This is a genomic window from Sulfitobacter sp. 1A15299, assembly GCF_043556915.1.
GTDB lineage: Bacteria > Pseudomonadota > Alphaproteobacteria > Rhodobacterales > Rhodobacteraceae > Sulfitobacter.
In genome coordinates, this window is the sequence record NZ_JBIFFJ010000002.1 from 328444 (window position 1) to 346595 (window position 18152).

Annotated in this window: 16 protein-coding genes; 4 read left to right on the forward strand and 12 right to left on the reverse strand. The window is 63.6% G+C overall.

What is annotated here, in order from left to right; genetic code table 11:
• The first annotated feature begins 26 nt into the window (after positions 1-26).
• Genes ACGYK7_RS04790 through arsJ form a run of 3 tightly spaced genes read left to right on the forward strand, consistent with a single transcriptional unit; the run spans position 27 to position 3123 of the window.
• Positions 27-869: a helix-turn-helix domain-containing protein gene (locus tag ACGYK7_RS04790; protein ID WP_394399519.1), complete on the forward strand. Its 843-nt coding sequence runs from the start codon at positions 27-29 to the stop codon at positions 867-869.
• A complete protein-coding gene (locus tag ACGYK7_RS04795) occupies positions 866-1864 on the forward strand; it encodes an ArsJ-associated glyceraldehyde-3-phosphate dehydrogenase (protein ID WP_394399521.1) in 999 nt (332 codons plus the stop codon). Before ACGYK7_RS04790 ends, ACGYK7_RS04795 begins: the two co-directional genes overlap by 4 nt.
• Complete coding sequence (gene arsJ, locus ACGYK7_RS04800) at positions 1861-3123, forward strand: organoarsenical effux MFS transporter ArsJ (protein ID WP_394399523.1); 1263 nt, start codon at positions 1861-1863, stop codon at positions 3121-3123. Before ACGYK7_RS04795 ends, arsJ begins: the two co-directional genes overlap by 4 nt.
• Before the next feature lie 3 nt (positions 3124-3126).
• On the opposite strand, the gene ACGYK7_RS04805 is transcribed toward arsJ, so the two are convergent.
• The 12 genes from ACGYK7_RS04805 to ACGYK7_RS04860 form a co-directional block, all read right to left on the reverse strand.
• Entirely contained in the window at positions 3127-4632 is a 1506-nt protein-coding gene (locus ACGYK7_RS04805; RefSeq protein ID WP_394399525.1) for a mannitol dehydrogenase family protein, read from the reverse strand.
• Positions 4633-4704: 72 nt separating this feature from the next.
• Positions 4705-5709, reverse strand: coding sequence for an ABC transporter ATP-binding protein (locus ACGYK7_RS04810; protein ID WP_394399527.1), 1005 nt, complete (start codon positions 5707-5709; stop codon positions 4705-4707).
• 15 nt (positions 5710-5724) lie between these two features.
• Positions 5725-6555, reverse strand: a complete 831-nt coding sequence (locus tag ACGYK7_RS04815; protein ID WP_136720471.1) for a carbohydrate ABC transporter permease — start codon at positions 6553-6555, stop codon at positions 5725-5727.
• A 12-nt stretch (positions 6556-6567) separates the two neighbouring features.
• On the reverse strand, positions 6568-7434 hold the full coding sequence (locus ACGYK7_RS04820; RefSeq protein WP_136720472.1) for a carbohydrate ABC transporter permease: 867 nt from the start codon (positions 7432-7434) through the stop codon (positions 6568-6570).
• Positions 7435-7551: 117 nt separating this feature from the next.
• A complete protein-coding gene (locus ACGYK7_RS04825) occupies positions 7552-8856 on the reverse strand; it encodes an ABC transporter substrate-binding protein (protein WP_394399529.1) in 1305 nt (434 codons plus the stop codon).
• 115 nt (positions 8857-8971) lie between these two features.
• On the reverse strand, positions 8972-10003 hold the full coding sequence (locus ACGYK7_RS04830; protein WP_394399531.1) for a LacI family DNA-binding transcriptional regulator: 1032 nt from the start codon (positions 10001-10003) through the stop codon (positions 8972-8974).
• A gap of 112 nt (positions 10004-10115) precedes the next feature.
• The gene (gene eda, locus ACGYK7_RS04835) at positions 10116-10769 is read right to left on the reverse strand and encodes a bifunctional 4-hydroxy-2-oxoglutarate aldolase/2-dehydro-3-deoxy-phosphogluconate aldolase (protein ID WP_394399533.1); all 654 of its coding nucleotides are present in this window, start codon (positions 10767-10769) and stop codon (positions 10116-10118) included.
• Between the two features lie 3 nt (positions 10770-10772).
• On the reverse strand, positions 10773-12581 hold the full coding sequence (edd, locus tag ACGYK7_RS04840; RefSeq protein WP_394399536.1) for a phosphogluconate dehydratase: 1809 nt from the start codon (positions 12579-12581) through the stop codon (positions 10773-10775).
• Entirely contained in the window at positions 12578-14041 is a 1464-nt protein-coding gene (gene zwf / locus ACGYK7_RS04845) for a glucose-6-phosphate dehydrogenase (protein ID WP_394399538.1), read from the reverse strand. Before zwf ends, edd begins: the two co-directional genes overlap by 4 nt.
• A gap of 149 nt (positions 14042-14190) precedes the next feature.
• A complete protein-coding gene (locus ACGYK7_RS04850) occupies positions 14191-15117 on the reverse strand; it encodes a carbohydrate kinase (RefSeq protein ID WP_394399540.1) in 927 nt (308 codons plus the stop codon).
• Positions 15118-15120: 3 nt separating this feature from the next.
• Complete coding sequence (locus ACGYK7_RS04855; RefSeq protein WP_394399753.1) at positions 15121-16248, reverse strand: ROK family protein; 1128 nt, start codon at positions 16246-16248, stop codon at positions 15121-15123.
• Between the two features lie 198 nt (positions 16249-16446).
• On the reverse strand, positions 16447-17517 hold the full coding sequence (locus ACGYK7_RS04860) for an alcohol dehydrogenase family protein (RefSeq protein WP_394399542.1): 1071 nt from the start codon (positions 17515-17517) through the stop codon (positions 16447-16449).
• A gap of 86 nt (positions 17518-17603) precedes the next feature.
• On the opposite strand from ACGYK7_RS04860, the gene ACGYK7_RS04865 reads away from it, so the two are divergent.
• A complete protein-coding gene (locus ACGYK7_RS04865) occupies positions 17604-18137 on the forward strand; it encodes a TetR/AcrR family transcriptional regulator (RefSeq protein WP_394399545.1) in 534 nt (177 codons plus the stop codon).
• The last annotated feature ends 15 nt before the right edge of the window (positions 18138-18152 follow it).

The following is an 18152-nucleotide window of genomic DNA, read 5'->3' on the forward strand; positions in this document are numbered from 1 at the left end:
GCACTTAATTCTGCAATTCACGAATTATGGAACAAGCAATCCCCAATCGCCTTGCCACCCTCGGCCATCCACAGCGCCTCGCGCTGTTTCGGCTGCTCATGCGCCGCTACCCTGACAGGGTGCCTGCGACCGAACTGGCGCAGGCGCTCGGCCTCAGGCCCAACACGCTTTCGACCTATATCGGCGCGCTGATGCAGGTGGGGTTGGTGAGCCAAGAACGGCAGGGCACCTCTCTGCGCTATGCGATCGACATCGAGGCCGCGCGGGACACCATCGGCTACCTGCTGAACGACTGCTGCCGTGGCCGGCCCGAGATTTGCCTCCCCCTCATCTCTTCGGATGGAAACGCGCCCATGACCGAGGACAAGTTCAATGTCCTGTTCATCTGCACCGGCAATTCCGCTCGGTCGATCTTTGCCGAAAGCATCCTGCGCGACCTCGCAGGGGACCGGTTCAACGCCTATTCCGCAGGCACCCGCCCGCAATCTGAGTCGAACCCTTTCGCCGTCGAAGTGCTCAAGCAAAAGGGCCATGATGTGGCCCACCTCAGGTCAAAACATATCTCTGAGTTTCAGGCCGCGGATGCGCCTGCCTTCGACTTCGTCTTTACCGTCTGCAATCAAGCCGCCAATGAGGAATGCCCCACCTGGCCGGGCCAGCCGATCACGGCGCATTGGGGGCTGCCCGATCCGGTCAAGGTCGAAGGCTCCGACGCGGAAAAAAGCCTCGCCTTCCAACAGGCCTATGGCACCCTGCGCAACCGGATGCTGGGTTTTACCAGCCTGCCGATTGCCTCGCTCGACCGTATCTCGCTGCAAAAGGCGCTGGATGACGCGGGCCAAACCAACCAGAGAGGAACCCCCGCATGACCACCTACGCGATCAACGGCCTTGGCCGTATCGGCAAGCTCGCCCTGAAACCGCTGCTGGAACAGGGGGCCGAGATTGCATGGATCAACGACGCGGTGGGCGACCCGGAAATGCATGCCCATCTGCTGGAATTCGACACGGTGCATGGACGCTGGCAGGCCGATTTCGCCCATGACGCCGACAGCGTGACGATCAACGGCACCCGCCTGCCCTTCATCGGCACGCACGACCTCGGCGCGCTGCCGCTCGACGGGGTGGATGTGGTGATCGACTGCACCGGCGTCTTCAAGACCGAGGCAAAACTCGCCCCCTATTTCGAAGCGGGGGTGAAAAAAGTGGTTGTCTCGGCCCCGGTAAAAGACGGGGATGCGGCCAATATCGTCTATGGCGTCAATGACGATGTCTATGACCCTGCCCGCCACCGGATCGTCACGGCGGCAAGCTGCACGACCAATTGCCTCGCCCCGGTGGTGAAGGTCATCCATGAGGCGCTGCGGATCAAACATGGCTCCATCACTACGATCCACGATGTGACCAACACGCAAACCATCGTCGACCGCCCCGCCAAAGACCTGCGCCGCGCCCGTTCGGCCCTGAACTCCCTGATCCCGACGACCACGGGCAGCGCCACGGCGATCACGCTGATTTATCCCGAACTCAAAGGCCGCTTGAACGGCCATGCGGTGCGGGTGCCGCTGCTGAACGCCTCGCTGACCGACTGCGTCTTCGAGGTGGAGCGGGAGACGACCGTGGAAGAGGTGAACGCCCTGTTCAAAGCCGCCGCCGAAGGGGAATTGAAAGACATCCTCGGCTATGAGGAGCGCCCGCTGGTTTCGACCGATTACACCAATGACACGCGGTCCAGCATCGTCGATGCGCCCTCCACCATGGTTGTGAACGGCACGCAGGTGAAAATCTATGCGTGGTACGACAATGAGATGGGCTATGCCCACCGTCTGGTCGATGTGGCGCTGATGGTCGGGGCAAGCCTGTGAGCCAGAGCGCGACCCGCCCCGAGGGGCTCTCGGCTTATATCGCGGTCACGGCGGCCTATTGGGTCTTCATGCTGACCGATGGCGCGTTGCGCATGTTGGTGCTGCTGCATTTCCACCGGCTGGGCTTTTCGCCGGTGCAACTGGCCTATCTCTTTGTGCTGTATGAGATCGCGGGCGTTGTCACCAACCTCTGCGCGGGCTGGATCGCGGCGCGCTTCGGGCTGGCCTTGACGCTTTATGCGGGGCTGGGGTTGCAGATCGTGGCGCTGCTGGCGCTGGCGCAGCTTGACCCCACATGGGCGGTTGGCGCCTCGGTCGTCTTTGTCATGCTGGTGCAGGGGGCTAGCGGCGTGGCCAAGGATTTGGCCAAGATGTCGTCGAAATCCGCCGTCAAACTGCTCGCCCCGGCTGAGGATGGCGGGCTGTTTCGCTGGGTGGCGCTGCTGACCGGGTCCAAGAACATGGTCAAAGGCTTGGGCTTTCTGCTCGGCGCGGCTTTGCTGGCGACGCTTGGTTTTATCTGGGCGGTGCTCGGGATGGCCGCGATCCTTGCCCTGATCCTGATTGCCGTGCTGACCGCCATGCCGCCCGGCCTGCCCAAGGGCCGCAAGGGGGCGAAGCTCTCGGAAGTCTTCTCAAAATCCGCCAATGTGAACTGGCTCAGCGCGGCGCGGGTGTTTCTCTTCGGCGCGCGGGACGTGTGGTTCGTGGTGGGCATCCCGATCTATTTCTACGCGGTCCTCTCGGACGGGACGGAGGAAAGCAACCGCGCCGCCTTTTTCATGATCGGCACCTTCATGGCGGTCTGGGTGATCCTCTACGGCATGGTGCAGATCTATGCCCCGCGCCTGCTCCGCGCGAAATACCGCCCGGCAGAAGACCTGATCTCAGCCGCGAAGGGATGGGCATGGTCGCTTGCCGCCGTGCCCGCGGCGCTCATGCTGGCGGCGCTGGTCAGCAACGGGCCGCAGGGCTGGCTCACCGTGACGCTTGTGATCGGCCTCTTGGCCTTTGGCGCGGTCTTTGCGGTGAACTCATCGCTGCATTCCTACCTCATCCTTTCTTTCACCAAGGCCGAGCGGGTGACGATGGATGTGGGGTTTTACTACATGGCCAATGCCGCCGGGCGGCTCTTGGGCACGCTCATGTCGGGGTTGAGCTATCAGATCGGCGGCCTGCCCCTGATGCTGGGGGCGGCGGCGGTCATGGTGGCCCTGTCGGCGCTGCTGGTCGGGTTTTTGAAACCCGACCAAAGTTAATCCTCAGCTCGTCTTGCTGGCGCGGCCGTTGCTCTCATCGGCCTGCGTATAGGCGGTCATCGCCGCGACTGCGCCTGCGTCCCAAATGAGCGAGAGCCAAGCGACAAAGGCATCGCGGAACGCCTCGGCCTGCGCCAGATCACCGTAGAGACGCTCTTGCTCAAGCCACGCTTCGGGTCGCGTCCGCGCGGCCTGCGCCGCCTCTTTCAAAGTCTCCCAGATCGGATCATTCGCCACGATCTCGCTGCCATCCTCCCGCGTGCCCGCACACATCCGCGCCCAGAGCGCTTCGACCAAGGCCAGACCGCTGACCGAACGCCCCGCCGCCGCCTGATCCCGCAGGATCGGCAGGACAAAGCCGGTGTGCCGCGCCGAGCCGTCAAAGGCGACGCGGCGGGTGGTGTCGACGATGCGCGGGTTTGAGAAGCGCTGTTCGATCAGATCGAGATAGGCCAGCGGCGTCATGCCCGGCACCGGGGCGACCGTCTGGGTGATCTCTTCGGCCTGCACGCGGTGGAACATCGCACGGATCGCCGGATGCGCCATGGTGGCAGAAATCGTCTCGATCCCCAGCACCTCACCGACATTGGCCAAAACCTGATGGCCCGCGTTGAGGATGCGGATCTTCATTTTCTCATAGGCGTGCACCTCGTCCGAGAAGGTCGCCCCCACCTGATCCCAATCCGGGCGGCCTGCGCAGAAGTCGTCTTCGATCACCCATTGGCGGAAGGCCTCATGGGTGACTGGGGCGGCGTCGTTCACACCGAACTCCCGCGCCTGCGCGATCTCGGCGGGGCCGGTGGCCGGGGCGATGCAATCGACCATGGAGTTGGGGAAACTGGCGTTTGCCTCGATCCAATCGGCCAGCGCCGGGTCGGACAGCCGCGCCAGCGACACGACCGCTTGGCGCAGGATTTCGCCATTGCCTTGCAGGTTGTCACAGCTCAGTCCGGTGAACGGCCCCTGCCCCGCAGCGCGGCGCAGCCGCAGGGCCGCAACCATGGCCCCAAAGGCGGTGCGCGGGGTGTCGGGATGGGCCGCGTCATGGATGATATCGGCATGGGCCGCGTCGAACCCCTTGCTTACGGGGTCGATGTAATAGCCGCTTTCGGTGACGGTCAGCCCGACGATGCGAATGGCCGGATCGGCCATGGCGCGGATCAGGGCGCCGTTGCCCTCTTCGATCGGCAGGTAGTCGATCATCGAGCCCACCACCTCGGCTGAGGTCTGCGCGGGGTCGAGTTCGATCAGCGTTGTCAGACAGTCCTGCGCCAAGAGCTTTTCGCGCATGGCCGCATCATAGGGGCGCACGCCGGCGCCAAGGATCGCCCAGTCATGCGCTTGGCCGTTCTGCATCAAACGGTGCAGATACCACGCCTGATGCGCGCGGTGGAAATTGCCCACGCCGATATGCACGATGCCGGGGATCAGGGCGCTGCGGTCATAGCTGGGGTGGGCGATGTCGAGATCACCCAGCGTCGCGTTCGAAAGGTCTACCAGTTTATCCATGATCCACATCCTCAGAGGGCCGCGCACCGGGGAGAGGGTGCGGGGGTCGGCCTGTCATTCCTGCCACTTGCATTACTCGACCCGAAGGCCCTGCGCGTCGAAGCGGTGCAACTTGTCCGCCTGCGGGGTCAGGAAAATCCGGTCCCCATGTCGGACCGACAATTCGCCATCCACGCGCACGGTCATCGGGTCGCAGCCCGCCACGCCATGGACGTGCAAGAAGGTGTCGGAGCCCAGATGCTCGGCCACGCCGATGGTGCCCTCCCACGCGCCTTCGGTGGTGGAAACGTCGAAATGTTCGGGCCGGATGCCGATGGTTGGTGCGCCGCGCGCTTCGGCCTCGACGCCCTTGATCAGGTTCATCTTGGGCGAGCCGATGAAACCCGCGACGAATTCGTTGCGCGGCTTGTAGTAAAGCTCAAGCGGGGAGCCGACCTGTTCGATATGCCCCGCCCGCAGCACGACGATCTTGTCGGCCATGGTCATCGCTTCGACCTGATCGTGGGTGACGTAGATCATCGTCGTGGCCAGCCGCTTGTGCAACTCGCTGATCTCAAGCCGCATCCCCACCCGCAGCGCGGCGTCGAGGTTCGACAGTGGCTCATCGAACAGGAACGCCGACGGCTCTCGCACGATGGCACGGCCAATGGCCACACGCTGGCGCTGGCCGCCCGAGAGTTGGCCCGGACGCCGGTCAAGGTAGTCGGTGAGGTTCAGCGCCTTGGCGGCGGCTTCGATCCGGCGTTGCTGTTCATCCGCCGGAACGCCCGCCATCTTCATCGGAAAGGCGATGTTCTTGCGCACCGACATATGCGGATAAAGCGCGTAGGACTGGAACACCATCGCCAAGCCCCGTTTCGCGGGCGGCACATGGGTCGCATCGGTGCCGTCGATCTCGATATGGCCCGAGGTGATGTCCTCCAGCCCCGCGATCAGCCGCAGCAGGGTCGACTTACCGCAGCCCGAGGGGCCGACAAAGACCGTGAACTCGCCATCTTCGATGGTCAGATCAAGGGGCGGAATGACTTCCACATCGCCGAAGCTTTTGGAAACCTGATTGAGTTTGATTTGTCCCATATGACTGTCCCTTGCTTACTTGACCGCGCCGAAAGTCAGGCCGCTGACGAGTTGTTTCTGGCTGAACCAGCCGAGGATGAGGATTGGCGCGATGGCCATGGTGGAGGCCGCGCTGAGCTTGGCGTAGAAAAGCCCTTCGGGGCTGGAATAGCTCGCGATAAAGGCGGTGAGCGGTGCCGCTTTGGCCGCGGTGAGGTTGAGCGTCCAGAAAGCTTCATTCCATGCGAGGATGAAGTTCAGCAACAGGGTTGAGGCAATGCCCGGCACCGCCATGGGGGTGAGGACGTAAAGCACCTCTTCGCGCAGGCTTGCCCCATCCATCCGGGCCGCCTCCAAGATCTCCCCGGGGATTTCACGGAAGTAGGTATAGAGCATCCAGACGATGATCGGCAGGTTGATGAGCATCAAGATGATGACCAAAGCGATCTTGCTGTCGAGCACGCCGAACTGGATGCAGAGCAGATAGATCGGGTAGAGCACGCCCACCGCGGGCAGCATCTTGGTCGAGAGCATCCAGAGCAGGATATCCTTGGTCCGCTTGCCGGGCACGAAGGCCATCGACCATGCGGCAGGCACCGCGATCATGATGCCAAGGATGGTCGAGCCGCCCGCGATCACGATGGAGTTCCACAGAAAGCGCCCGTAGTTCGACCGCTCCAGAACCGCCTCGTAATTCGCCAGCGTCCAATCGAAGCCAAGGAAGATCGGCGGATCGGCGATGGCCTGTGCTTCGGTCTTGAAGCTGGTGAGGATGGTCCAAAGGATGGGGAAGAAGATCAGGAAACCGATGCCCCAAGCGAGGGCCGTGTTGACGATCTTGCGTTGTCTGGTGACTGCGCGTGCCATGATGTCTCCTCCTCAGGCGTCCAGGTTCTTGCCGACGATGCGCATCAGGAAGATGGCGACGATATTGGCGAGAATGATTGCATAGACACCGCCCGCCGATCCGAGGCCGATGTTCTGGCTTTCCAGCACGCGCTGGAAGATGAGATAGGTCAGTGTTTTGGTCCCAAACGCCCCGCCCGTGGTCACGAAAATCTCCGCAAAGATCGACAGCAGGAAGATCGTCTGGATCAGGATCACCACGGTGATCGCGCGACCCAGATGCGGCAGGGTGATATAGGCGAAACGCTTGGTCACCGGCGCGCCGTCCATCTCGGCGGCGTCCAGCTGCTCGCGGTCAAGCGACTGGATCGCGGTGAGCAGGATCAGCGTCGCGAAGGGCAGCCATTGCCAGGATACGATGATGATGATCGACGAGAGCGAAGCTTGGCTCATCCATTGCACCGGGGTGGCGCCAAAAAACTCCCACAGATGCGCGAACAGGCCATAGTTCGGGTCCATGAACATGTTCTTCCACACCAGCGCCGACACGGTGGGCATGACGAAGAAGGGCGCGATGACAAGGATGCGGACAAAGCCCTGCCCCCACATCGGCTGGTTCAGCAGAAGGGCAAGCAGGATGCCAAGGCAGACCGTGATCGCCAGCACACCGCCGACGATGATCAGCGTGGTCATCACCGAGGGCCAGAAGGAACTGGAGGTGACGAAGCGCACATAGTTGTCGAAGCCGACCCACCCCAGATCACCGCCGCGCATCGGCAGGTACTTCTTGAACGAGAAGTAGAGCGTCATGGTCAGCGGGATGAGCATCCATCCAAGCAGCAAGACCACCGCCGGGGCCATCATCAGGCGTGCCGCTGATCGGGAATGTTGGGTAGCCATCGGGCACATCTCCTCTGCAGGCGGCGGATGCCGCACTCAGGTGAAAGGTATCATATCGGGTGGTGGGGCGGAAAAGGGCGGCGCAGGCCGCCGCCCTTTAGGCGGTGAAGCGGCGGCTTAACGGTAGCCTGCGGCTTCCATTGCGTCGTTGGTCAGGTCTTGGGCCTTCTCAAGCGCCTCTTCGACGGTCTGCTGACCGGCATAGGCGGCAGAGAACTCTTGGCTCACCTCCGTCGCGATGCCTGCAAACTCGGGGATCGCGGCGAATTGCACACCGACATAAGGTGTCGGATCGACGGTGGAGTTCTCAGGATCAGCCGAGAGGATCGAATCGAGCGTCATCTGCGCGAAGGGCACTTTTTGGTACTCGGGGTTCTCGTAAAGCGACTTGCGCGCACCGGGAGGGACGTTCGCCCAGCCTTCGTTCTCGGCGACCATCTCGATATAGTCTTTCGAGGTGGCCCATTCGATGAACTCTTTCGCGGCATCTTCTTTCTGAGTGCCTGCCGGGATTGCCAGCGCCCATGCCCAGAGCCAGTTGGAGCGTTTGCCAAGGCCGGTGTCCGGTGCCAGCGCAAAGCCAACCTTGTCGGCCACGGTGGAATCTTCGGGGTTGGTCACGAAGGAGGCCGCCACGGTGGCGTCGATCCACATGCCGCATTTGCCCTGTTGGAACAGCGAGAGGTTCTCGTTGAAGCCGTTGGAGGCATAGCCCGCCGGGCCGCTTTCATCCATCAGGTCTTTGAAGAAATTGATCGTGTTGGCCCATGCCTCGGTGTCGAACTGGGCGTTCCAGTCTTCATCGAACCAGCGCGCGCCAAAGGAGTTGGACATCGCCGTGATCAGCGCACCGCCCTCGCCCCAACCGGCCTTGCCGCGCAGGCAGATGCCGTTGATGTCGTTCTCACGATCGGTCATGGCGGCGGCGGCTTCGCGGATGAATTCCCATGTCGGGTCTTTCGGCATTTCCATGCCGGCTTTTTCCATCAGATCGGTGCGGTACATGATCATGGAGCTTTCGCCATAGAAGGGTGCCGCATAAAGCGTGCCTTCGTGGCTCAGGCCGCCGGCCATGGCGGGCAGGATATCGTCTGCGTCATAGTCTTCGCTCAGGTCGTCCAGCGGCACCAGCCAGCCGTTCGCACCCCAGATCGGCGTCTCGTACATGCCGATGGTCATGATGTCGAAAGAGCCACCCTTGGTCGAAATGTCGGTGGTGACGCGCTGGCGCAGCACGTTCTCTTCCAAGGTGACCCACTCCACTTCGTGGCCGGTCTCTTCGGTGAATTTGTCGGTGTAGCCTTGCATGCGGATCATGTCGCCGTTGTTCACGGTGGCGATGGTGATCGTCTCGGCAACCGCGCCGCCCGCCATGATCAGGCCCAAGGCCGTCGCGGCGTAAAGTGATCTGTCGCAGAACATCGATAGTTCCTCCCTCTATAGATGATGAACCGAGACTAACGACCTACGCAACGCGCAGTCAAATTAAAATTTACGCGCGATAACTATTTTCTGGGCAACTTGCGAACTCAATGACTTAGGCAGAGGCGCGCATCACCAGCTTGCCGTCAAACAGCGTTTCTTCGCGCTCGGTCAGCCGGGTTTCGCTTTCGATGATGCGAAACAGGGTACTGGCGGCACGATTCGCGATGGCCCCGTAATCCTGCGCGATGGTGGTCAGCGGCGGACAGGTATAGCGCGAGAACGGGTGGTCGTCCTGCCCCGCGATCCGCATGGCGCAATCCTTGCCATGCCCCACGCGCAGCCCCATCTCATAGGCCGCCGAAAGCATCCCGATGGCCAAACGGTCGTTAGAGCAAAGCACCGTATCCGTCTCGAACGCCCCCGCCGAGATCAGCTTGCCGCCCTCGGTCGCGCCGATCTCTTCAAAATTCCAGCCCTCCCCCGGCACCTGATGGATATGCGGCGCAAAGCCGTGCCGCTCCATCGCTTCCAGATAGGCTTGGCGGCGCTTGTTGGCGTTGGGGTTGCTGGGGGTCTTCATCTCGAAAAAACAGGGCGGCTCGCCGCTCCGGCAGAGATATTCGACGATCAAATCAACGCTTTGGAAGTTGTCGGTGCCGACAAAAGCCTCGCAAACCCCTTCGACATTGGCGTCAAAGGTCACCACCGGCACGTCCTTGCAAAAGCGCGCGATCTCGTCGCGGTCCGAGGCTTTGCCGAAGGGCGCCAGCAGCACGCCTGCCGGTTTCAGCGCCCGAAGCGAGTCGAGATTGGCGCGCTCCTGCGCCGGGTTGCCGTGCGAGCTGAGCAGGATCGGGCTATAGCCCTCGGCCAGACAGGCCAGTTCCACCTCGCGGCCAATCTCGGAAAAGAACGGGTCGGCGAGGTTGGGCACGACCACGCCGATGTTACGGGTTTTGCGGCGGTTTTGGTTCACCGCATAGACGTTCGGGCGATAGTCATACTGGCTCAACGCCGCTTCGATCCGCTCCCGGGTCGAGCGCCGCACGCTGTCGGCATCGTTAAAGTATTTCGACAGGGTGGGCCGCGAAATGCCGCTCACGGCGGCAAACTCCTCCATATTGCGAATCTTCTGCTGGCCCATCTTAACCCTCCCTTGACGAAACGCAGCGCGCGTAAACCAAAGCCAATATAGAGATAAGTTCCTCCAGCCAGCAAGGGTCGGGGGGGGGGGGGAGTCAGGCCTTCTTTCGGGGTTAACCGGCCCTGCCCAATTGCGCCGCGGTGCGGGCCAGCGCTTCGATCCCGGCCCAGTCCCCGGCATCGATCAGCTTCTTCGGGACGACCCAACTACCGCCCGCGCAAAGCACATTGGGCAGGCTCAGGTAGCTTTCCGCATTATCGGGGCTGACACCGCCCGTCGGGCAGAAGGTGATCTGCGGCAGGGGCGCGCCGATGGCCTTGAGCGCGGACGCCCCGCCCGAGGCTTCGGCGGGGAAGAACTTCAACATGTCATAGCCGCGCGCGAGCAACTGCATCGCCTCGCTTGCCGTGGCGGCGCCGGGCAGCAAGGGCAACTCTTCCTCCTCGCAGGCCGCGAGCAACGCATCGGTAGCACCGGGCGAGACGCCAAAGGTCGCCCCCGCCCGTTTCGCCGCGCGCACGTCATCGGGGGTGATGAGCGTGCCCGCCCCCACATGGCCGCCCGCGACCTCGGCCATGGCGGCGATCGCGTCGAGAGCGGCAGGGGTGCGCAGGGTCACCTCCAAAGCGGGCAGCCCGCCCGCGACCAGTGCCTCGGCCAAGGGGCGCGCCGTTGCGGCGTCTTCGACCACCAGAACCGGCACGATCGGGGCCAGGGCGCAGATGTCGCGGGTGCGACGGCTGGCGTCTTTTGCGTTCAATGTCATGGATCAACCTCCAAAAATGGTCGCGCCGCTGGTGGCGGCCCCGACGGTATTGCGAAACATGGCGAAAAGCTCGCGCCCCGTGCCAGCGTGATAGGCCGACAGATCCGCGGTGGCGGTGGGGCGGTCCTCAAAACCCTCGGCCAGAACATCCAGCCTGCCCGCCACCGCATCGACGCGCAGCAGATCGCCATCCTGCACCCGCGCGATGGGGCCACCATCGACCGCCTCGGGGCTGACGTGGATCGCCGCAGGCACCTTGCCCGAAGCCCCCGACATGCGCCCATCGGTGACCAGCGCCACCTTTTGCCCGCGCCCCTGAAGGATCGACAGAAGCGGCGTCAGGCTGTGCAACTCGGGCATGCCGTTGGCCTTGGGCCCTTGGAAGCGGACGACGACGACCAGATCGCCAGTCAACTCGCCCGCTTTAAACGCTGCCTTCACCTCGTTTTGATCCGCGAAAACCCGCGCCGGGGCTTCGATAACGTGATGTTCGGGCGCCACGGCAGAGACCTTCATACAGGCGGTCCCGAGCGACCCCGCCATTCGGCGCAGCCCGCCCGTGAGCTGGAAAGGATCGTTGGCAGGGCGGAGGATTTTCTCGTTCAGGCTCTCGCCCGCGCCCTTCTCCCAGATCAGCCCTTCGGCCTTCAGCTTCGGCTCGGCGGTGTAATGCTCCAACCCCTGTCCGGCGACGGTCTGGGTATCGGGATGCAGATGGCCGGAGTTGAGCAATTCGCCAATCATATAGCCCAACCCCCCGGCGGCGTGAAAATGGTTCACATCCGCCAGACCGTTGGGATAGACCCGCGCCAGCAGCGGCGTGACATCGGAGATGTCTGAGAAATCCTCCCAATCCAGTATGATCCCCCCGGCCCGTGCCATGGCGATGAGGTGGATCAGCAGGTTGGTCGATCCGCCCGTGGCGTTGAGGCCGACGATCCCGTTCACAAAAGCCTTTTCATCCAGAACCGAGGCGACGGGCGTGTAATCATTGCCCAAAGCGCTCAGCGCCAGCGCGCGTTTCGCGCCTTCTTGGGTCAGCGCATCGCGCAGCAACCCGTTTGGCGGCACAAAGCTCGCCCCCGGCAGGTGCAGCCCCATGAACTCCATCAACATCTGGTTGGTGTTGGCGGTGCCGTAGAAAGTGCAGGTGCCCGGCCCGTGATAGGCGGCCATCTCGGCGGCCATCAGGGCGTCGCGCCCAACTTTGCCCGCGGCGAACTGCTGACGCACCTTGGCTTTCTCGTCATTCGACAGCCCGCTTTCCATCGGCCCGGCAGGCAGGAAGACGGCGGGCAGATGGCCGAAAGCCTGCGCCGCGATCACCAGCCCGGGCACGATCTTGTCACAGACCCCAAGAAAGACCGCCGCGTCAAAGGTGTTGTGGCTGAGCGCCACGGAGGCCGCCAAGGCGATCACATCACGCGAGAAAAGCGACAGTTCCATCCCCGCTTCGCCTTGGGTCACCCCGTCGCACATGGCGGGGACACCGCCCGCCACTTGCGCGGTGCCGCCCGCCGCCCGCACGGCGTCGCGGATCAGATCGGGGTAGCGCTCAAACGGCTGATGCGCCGAGAGCATGTCGTTGTAGGTCGTCACGATCCCAAGGTTGCCTGCGCTGGTGGTTGCCAGCCGGTCCTTATCCGCGCCAGAGGCGGCATAGGCATGGGCCTGCCCGCTACAGGACAGATGCGCGCGGGCCGGACCCTTGGCGCGGGCGGATTCCATCCGGTCGAGGTAGGGACGCCGGGTCGCCTCGCTGCGGGCGATGATACGGTCGGTGACGCGCTCAATCGTGGAATGCAGGGTCATGTCTCGTCCTTTCGTGTGATCTCGCGCCAGCGGCGACCGTCGCGGTGCATCAGCATCAGCGCCTCTTCGGGGCCGGAGCTGCCGGGGTCATAGGGGTACGGGGGTTGCCGGGTCTCTTCCCAGCCATGAATGATCGGATCGGCCCAAGCCCAAGCGGCTTCGACCTCGTCCCCGCGCATGAAAAGCGTCTGATCGCCGCGGATCACATCCATGATCAACCGTTCATAGGCGTCTTGCGGGGTGCCCTGCTCGCCCAAGGCATCGGCAAAGGTCATATCCAGCGCCACTTCGGCCAGACGCATGCCGCCGGGGCCGGGGTCTTTGATGGTGTTGCGCAGGGTGATGCCCTCGTCCGGTTGCAACCGGATGATCAGGGCGTTGCCCTTGTGGCCTTCCGTCGCGGGGAAGATCATATGCGGCGGGTCGCGGAAGATCACCACGATCTCGGAACTGCGCCCGCGCAGTTTCTTGCCCGTGCGCAGGTAGAACGGCGTGCCCGCCCACCGCCAATTGGCGATCTTCACCTTCATCGCGACAAAGCTTTCGGTGCGGCTGTCGGGGTCGCCCGCATGATCGCGGTAGCTGCCCGCGCCATTGGCGGCGCGGTACTGGCCGCGGGCGATATCCTTCTGCGCCACCGGCTCCAGCGCCTCGATCACCTTCACCTTCTCGTCGCGCACGGCGTTAGGGTCAAACCGCGAGGGCGGCTCCATCGCCGTCAGACACAAAAGCTGCATCAGGTGGTTCTGCACCATGTCGCGCATGGCGCCCGATTTATCGTAGTATTCGCCCCGCCCTTCGACACCGAGGCTTTCGGACACGGTGATCTGCACATGGTCGATATGGGTGGAATTCCACAGCGGCTCCCACAGCGCATTGGCAAAACGCAGCGCCATGAGGTTCTGCACCGTCTCTTTGCCAAGGTAATGGTCGATCCGGTAAATCTGGCTTTCGTCGAAATTGGCCCGCAGATCGGCGTTCAGGGCCCGCGCGGTTTCCAAATCATGGCCAAAGGGCTTTTCGACGACGATGCGGCTGTCGGATGTGGCGATGCCGTGGCCATGCAGCTTGCCACCAATCGTGCCGAAGAGCGAAGGCGAAACCGAGAGGTAGAAGGCCCGCACCACATCATCGCGCATCAGGTCTTTGAGGTCTGCCCAGCCCGCATCGCCCGAGGCATCCACGCGCACGTATTGCACCATGCCAAGGAACCGCTCCAAGGCGGCGCGCTCTTGCGCGAGCTTGGGGGCGAACTCCAACAGGCTGTCGCGGATCATCTTGCGGAAGGCCTCGGCGTCAAGCTCGGAACGGGCCGCGCCGACGATCCGCGCAGCCTCAGGCATCTGGCCGACGGTGAAACGGTGGAACAGTCCGGGCAGAATCTTGCGCCGGGCAAGATCGCCGGTCGCGCCGAAAATGACGAGGTCGAAAGGATCAACGGGGATGACGCGCGATACCATGGGGTCAGCCCTTCTACCTGCGTGGGCGCGCTACGGCACCCTGTTTTCGACTGTTCAACGCCATCGCTACCCCCTTCGCGCGCCCCTCAGGACGGCCACTGGTAGCGCTAACATATTTGAGCGAAAAAGATAGGCGGTTCTTCAACATTTCATATTTCCTCTACCCAAGGGGGGTTCGCCCCGGCCCGCGAAACGGTCACGGCGGCAACCCGCGCGCCATAGGCCAGCGCTTCGGACAAAACCTCTGGCGGAAGGGTGGCGAGCGCCGATTTATGCAGCTGCCCCAGCTCGGACATCTTGGCCAGAACGCCTGCGTTGAACGTGTCTCCCGCGCCGACCGTATCGACGATCTCGGCCTTCACGGCGGGCACCTGCACCTCTTCGCCATTCGCCAGATAGCCCGTCGCCCCCTCGCCCCCGCGGGTCAGGATGACAACCGACGGGCCCTTCTTTAGCAACTCGGCCACCTTGTCGCGCAGCGACAGCGGGGCGGGGTTGATCCAGTTCAGATCCTCATCCGACACTTTCACGATATCCGACAGCGCCAGCATCCGGTCGAGCCTTTGGCGATAGCGTTCGATATCCTTGATGAAACCGGGGCGGATGTTGGGGTCGATCATCACCGCGCGGCCCTCGGCGTTGCGCGCCAACAGCGCGGCATAGGCATCCGCCCCCGGCTCGCAGGCCAGACTGATCCCGCCGAAATAAAGCGCCGAAACCGCGCTCGACAAGGCGGGCATATCCTCGGGCGTGATCATCCGCCCGGCGGAGTTTTCGTCATAGAAATCATAGGTCGCATGGCCGCCCACCAACCGCACGAAGGCCAGCGCCGTCGGCCGGTCGGACAGAACGACATGGGACACATCCACATGGCTTGCCTTCAACCCATCGACCAACAGCCGCCCGAACATGTCCGACGACAGGCCCGAGAGCATCCCCACCTGCGCCCCGAGCCGGCCCAAGCCGATGGCCGTGTTGAACACCGCCCCGCCCGCATGGGGCACAAAGCCATCCGGGCCAGCCTTGGTCGGCGTGGGGATCATGTCGATCAGGGCCTCTCCGCAGCAAAGGATCATCTGTCAGCCTTTCAAAAATGCGTCGCGGTCGACGAGGAAACGGTCCGAGAGCGGCAGGCTCGCCGCACCGAGCGCACGGGCGTCGCTGCCGACTGTGCCTTCGCGCAATTCGGGAAGGGTGACGCCCGGCAGGGGCTGGGCGGCGAGGTGGCGGCGGGTGCGGGCGACCAATGCGGCGCGAACCTCTGCGGGCACCGACCCGTCGATCATCACCGTGTCGAAATCAATCAAACATGTCGCGGCCCGGATCGCCTGCGCCAAGGCCTCAACCGTGCTGTCGAGCCATGGGTGCAAAATGTCATCGGAAAAGCCCCAAGCCGCCGGATCGCTCCACGGGGCGCGGCGGGTCTCTCCGGCCTTGTGCAAGGCAGCCTCCAAAGTCGCTAGGGAAGCCACATCAACCAATTGCCGCGCCGGATCCCCGGCCAATGGCATGGAGCCGAGCGCCCCGGCATTGCCGCTTTTGCCGGTGTAGAGCTTGCGGTCCAGCACCAACCCGCCGCCAACGAAATAGCCGATGTAGAAATAGAGGAAATCGCGCGGTTTGTCCTGCGCGCCAAAGACCAATTCCGCCCCGCAGGCAGCAGAGGTGTCATTGCAGATATAGATCGGCAGATCGACCAGTTCCGCCAAAGCCGCTTCGATATCAAAGGTCTGCCACGCGCTCAGATCGCCGCCCGCGACGTCCCATTCCCAGATACCAAACGGCAAGGCGACGCCCAGTCCGGCCACCCGCGCCTGCTGGTCCGGGGAGAGAGAAGCGAGCGCCTCCTGCAAAGCGCGCGCGGCAAAGGACATGACCGCATCGGGCGTGGGATGGGCGTAGGTCTCGCTGCTGTGGCGGATCACCTGCCCTTCGAAATCGATCAGGATCAATTCGACACTGCGCCGCCCGACCTTCAGCCCCAGAAAAAACGCGCCCTCGGCGTTCAGGCTGATCGGCACCGATGGCTGCCCGACCCTCCCCCGCACCCGCGCGCCTTTCTTCAGCAGACCCTCCGCTTCGAGGGCACGCATGATGACGGATACGGTCTGCGCCGAGAGGCCGGTGAGCCGGGCAACCTCGGCCTTGGAGGTCGGCCCGCTGCGCCGGATGAGCGACAGGACCAGCCGTTCGTTATAGGCCCGCATCCCGCTTTGGTTCGACCCGCGCGCGGCGCGGTCGACGACTGTCTGTTGTAGCTGCAAACTGGCCTCCCCTCCGGTTCATGCGGCGTCTCAAGGGACAAATCCCAAATGGGAGGGGGTGAGTCAACGACTAAATCAATCTAATTTACTTACCGACAGGAAAGTGCCGCTTGCCTTTGGGCAAACGGCCCGCCTTTGTGTTCAACCGGCCACCGTGATGCCGATCTTTCCCATGTGGGACTTCTTAAGAAAGGCTTCCTGCGCCTGTTTCAGATCGCGCAGCGCATAGCTTTCCGCGACGACAGGCCGGATTTCTCCGCGTTCGATATAGCCCACAAGGTTTGCAAAAATACTCGGCTCTTGCCGCGTGCTGCCCATCAAAGTCAGATCCTTGAGGTAGAGCGTACGCAGATCCAACTCCACGATCGGCCCGGCAATCGCGCCCGAGGTCACGTAGCGCCCGCGCGTTACCAGCGCGTCGAGCAATTTGGGCCACCCCGCCCCGCCCACGAGGTCGAGCACCACGTCATAGCTGTCGTCGGGCAGGGTCGCATCCCGGTCGCGCGTCTCATCCGCGCCAAGCGCCTTCAGCGCCTCCATTTTGCCGGGGCTGGTCACCGCCGTCACATGGGCGCCGCGCCGTTTCGCCAGTTGCACTGCCGCCGAGCCGACCCCGCCCGAGGCGCCGGTGATCAACACGCGCTCGGCCCCCAAAGCGGCACGCTGGATCATTCCCTCGGCGGTCGAAAAGGCGCAGGGAAAGGACGCAAGCTCAACGTCCGTGAGGGGGCTGTCGACCCGCAGGGCATTGCCGGCCTCGGCGGTGGCATATTCCGCGAAACCGCCGTCCCGCTCCGATCCGAAGGTGACCAGATCGTCCGGCCCCGCGCCCGCCGGGCTGTACATGGGCCGGATCAAAACCCGCTCGCCGATGCGGTGCTGATCGACACCCGCGCCCACGGCCACCACCTCTCCGCAGCAATCGGCCCCTTGAATGCGCGGAAAGCTCAAAGCGCCGGACCAGCCGCCATCGGCGTCCGCCGCGCCGCCGTAGCCCTCACCCGCCGCCGAGCCGGTGTCGCCGCGCACAGCTTTGGAGTACCAGCCCGTGCGCGTGTTCACATCCGTGTTGTTCACCGCCGCCGCGCCGACGCGGACCAGCACCTCCCCCGGGGCGGGCGTTGGCAGCGCGACATCCTCGCGCCATTCCAGCTTGTCCAAGCCGCCATGGCCGGTCAGCAGCATGGCTTTCATGGTCTTGGGTAGGGTCATCGCACGGGCTCCTTCAGGGGTAGATGGTCGCGGTAGAATGATTGCTCTACTTGCGTAGGTAGAGCGATCCCTCTACATGGTCAAGCATGACAGAGACCAAAAGCAAGATCGCCGCCGGGCTGGAACGTGCCTTTGCCACGCGCGGCTTTGCCGAGCCCAGCGTCGAAGACCTGCGCGATGCGGCCGGGGTGAGCCTGCGCACGCTCTACAAATACACCCCCTCCCGCGCCGAAATGGTGCTGGCCGCGCTGGAGAACCGGCAGCAACGCTATCTGGCGCTGGTCTTCGGCGATCTGCCCGAGCCCCCAGCCGAGGCGCTGGAGACGATTTTGGCCCGCGTCGGACAGTGGATGGAGACGGAAACCTCTCACGGCTGCCTGTTCCACGCCGCCGTCGCCGCCGACCCCGGCAGCGAGCAACTGCACGCCCTGCTCTCGCGCCATAAGGCCGAGGTCGCGGTCAAGGCCGCCGCAGCCGCCGATCTGCCGGCTGCGGAAACCGAGTTGCTGTTGATCCTCGAAGGGCTCACTCAGACTTGGCCGCTGCGCGGGGCGCAGGCCGTGACTGCCGCGCAGCATTTGGCCAAAACGCTGCTGCGCGATGCGCGCCCGCACCAATGACATGCTAGGGACGTT

Bases quoted from the DNA above. Each gene is read 5' to 3' on its own strand.
- ACGYK7_RS04790 (WP_394399519.1), top strand. From the start codon at position 27: ATGGAACAAGCAATCCCCAATCGCCTTGCCACCCTCGGCCATCCACAG.
- ACGYK7_RS04795 (WP_394399521.1), top strand. From the start codon at position 866: ATGACCACCTACGCGATCAACGGCCTTGGCCGTATCGGCAAGCTCGCC.
- ACGYK7_RS04805 (WP_394399525.1), bottom strand. From the start codon at position 4,632: ATGGATAAACTGGTAGACCTTTCGAACGCGACGCTGGGTGATCTCGAC.
- ACGYK7_RS04810 (WP_394399527.1), bottom strand. From the start codon at position 5,709: ATGGGACAAATCAAACTCAATCAGGTTTCCAAAAGCTTCGGCGATGTG.
- ACGYK7_RS04815 (WP_136720471.1), bottom strand. From the start codon at position 6,555: ATGGCACGCGCAGTCACCAGACAACGCAAGATCGTCAACACGGCCCTC.
- ACGYK7_RS04820 (WP_136720472.1), bottom strand. From the start codon at position 7,434: ATGGCTACCCAACATTCCCGATCAGCGGCACGCCTGATGATGGCCCCG.
- ACGYK7_RS04825 (WP_394399529.1), bottom strand. From the start codon at position 8,856: ATGTTCTGCGACAGATCACTTTACGCCGCGACGGCCTTGGGCCTGATC.
- ACGYK7_RS04830 (WP_394399531.1), bottom strand. From the start codon at position 10,003: ATGGGCCAGCAGAAGATTCGCAATATGGAGGAGTTTGCCGCCGTGAGC.
- eda (WP_394399533.1), bottom strand. From the start codon at position 10,769: ATGACATTGAACGCAAAAGACGCCAGCCGTCGCACCCGCGACATCTGC.
- edd (WP_394399536.1), bottom strand. From the start codon at position 12,581: ATGACCCTGCATTCCACGATTGAGCGCGTCACCGACCGTATCATCGCC.
- zwf (WP_394399538.1), bottom strand. From the start codon at position 14,041: ATGGTATCGCGCGTCATCCCCGTTGATCCTTTCGACCTCGTCATTTTC.
- ACGYK7_RS04850 (WP_394399540.1), bottom strand. From the start codon at position 15,117: ATGATCCTTTGCTGCGGAGAGGCCCTGATCGACATGATCCCCACGCCG.
- ACGYK7_RS04855 (WP_394399753.1), bottom strand. From the start codon at position 16,248: ATGCGGGCCTATAACGAACGGCTGGTCCTGTCGCTCATCCGGCGCAGC.
- ACGYK7_RS04860 (WP_394399542.1), bottom strand. From the start codon at position 17,517: ATGACCCTACCCAAGACCATGAAAGCCATGCTGCTGACCGGCCATGGC.
- ACGYK7_RS04865 (WP_394399545.1), top strand. From the start codon at position 17,604: ATGACAGAGACCAAAAGCAAGATCGCCGCCGGGCTGGAACGTGCCTTT.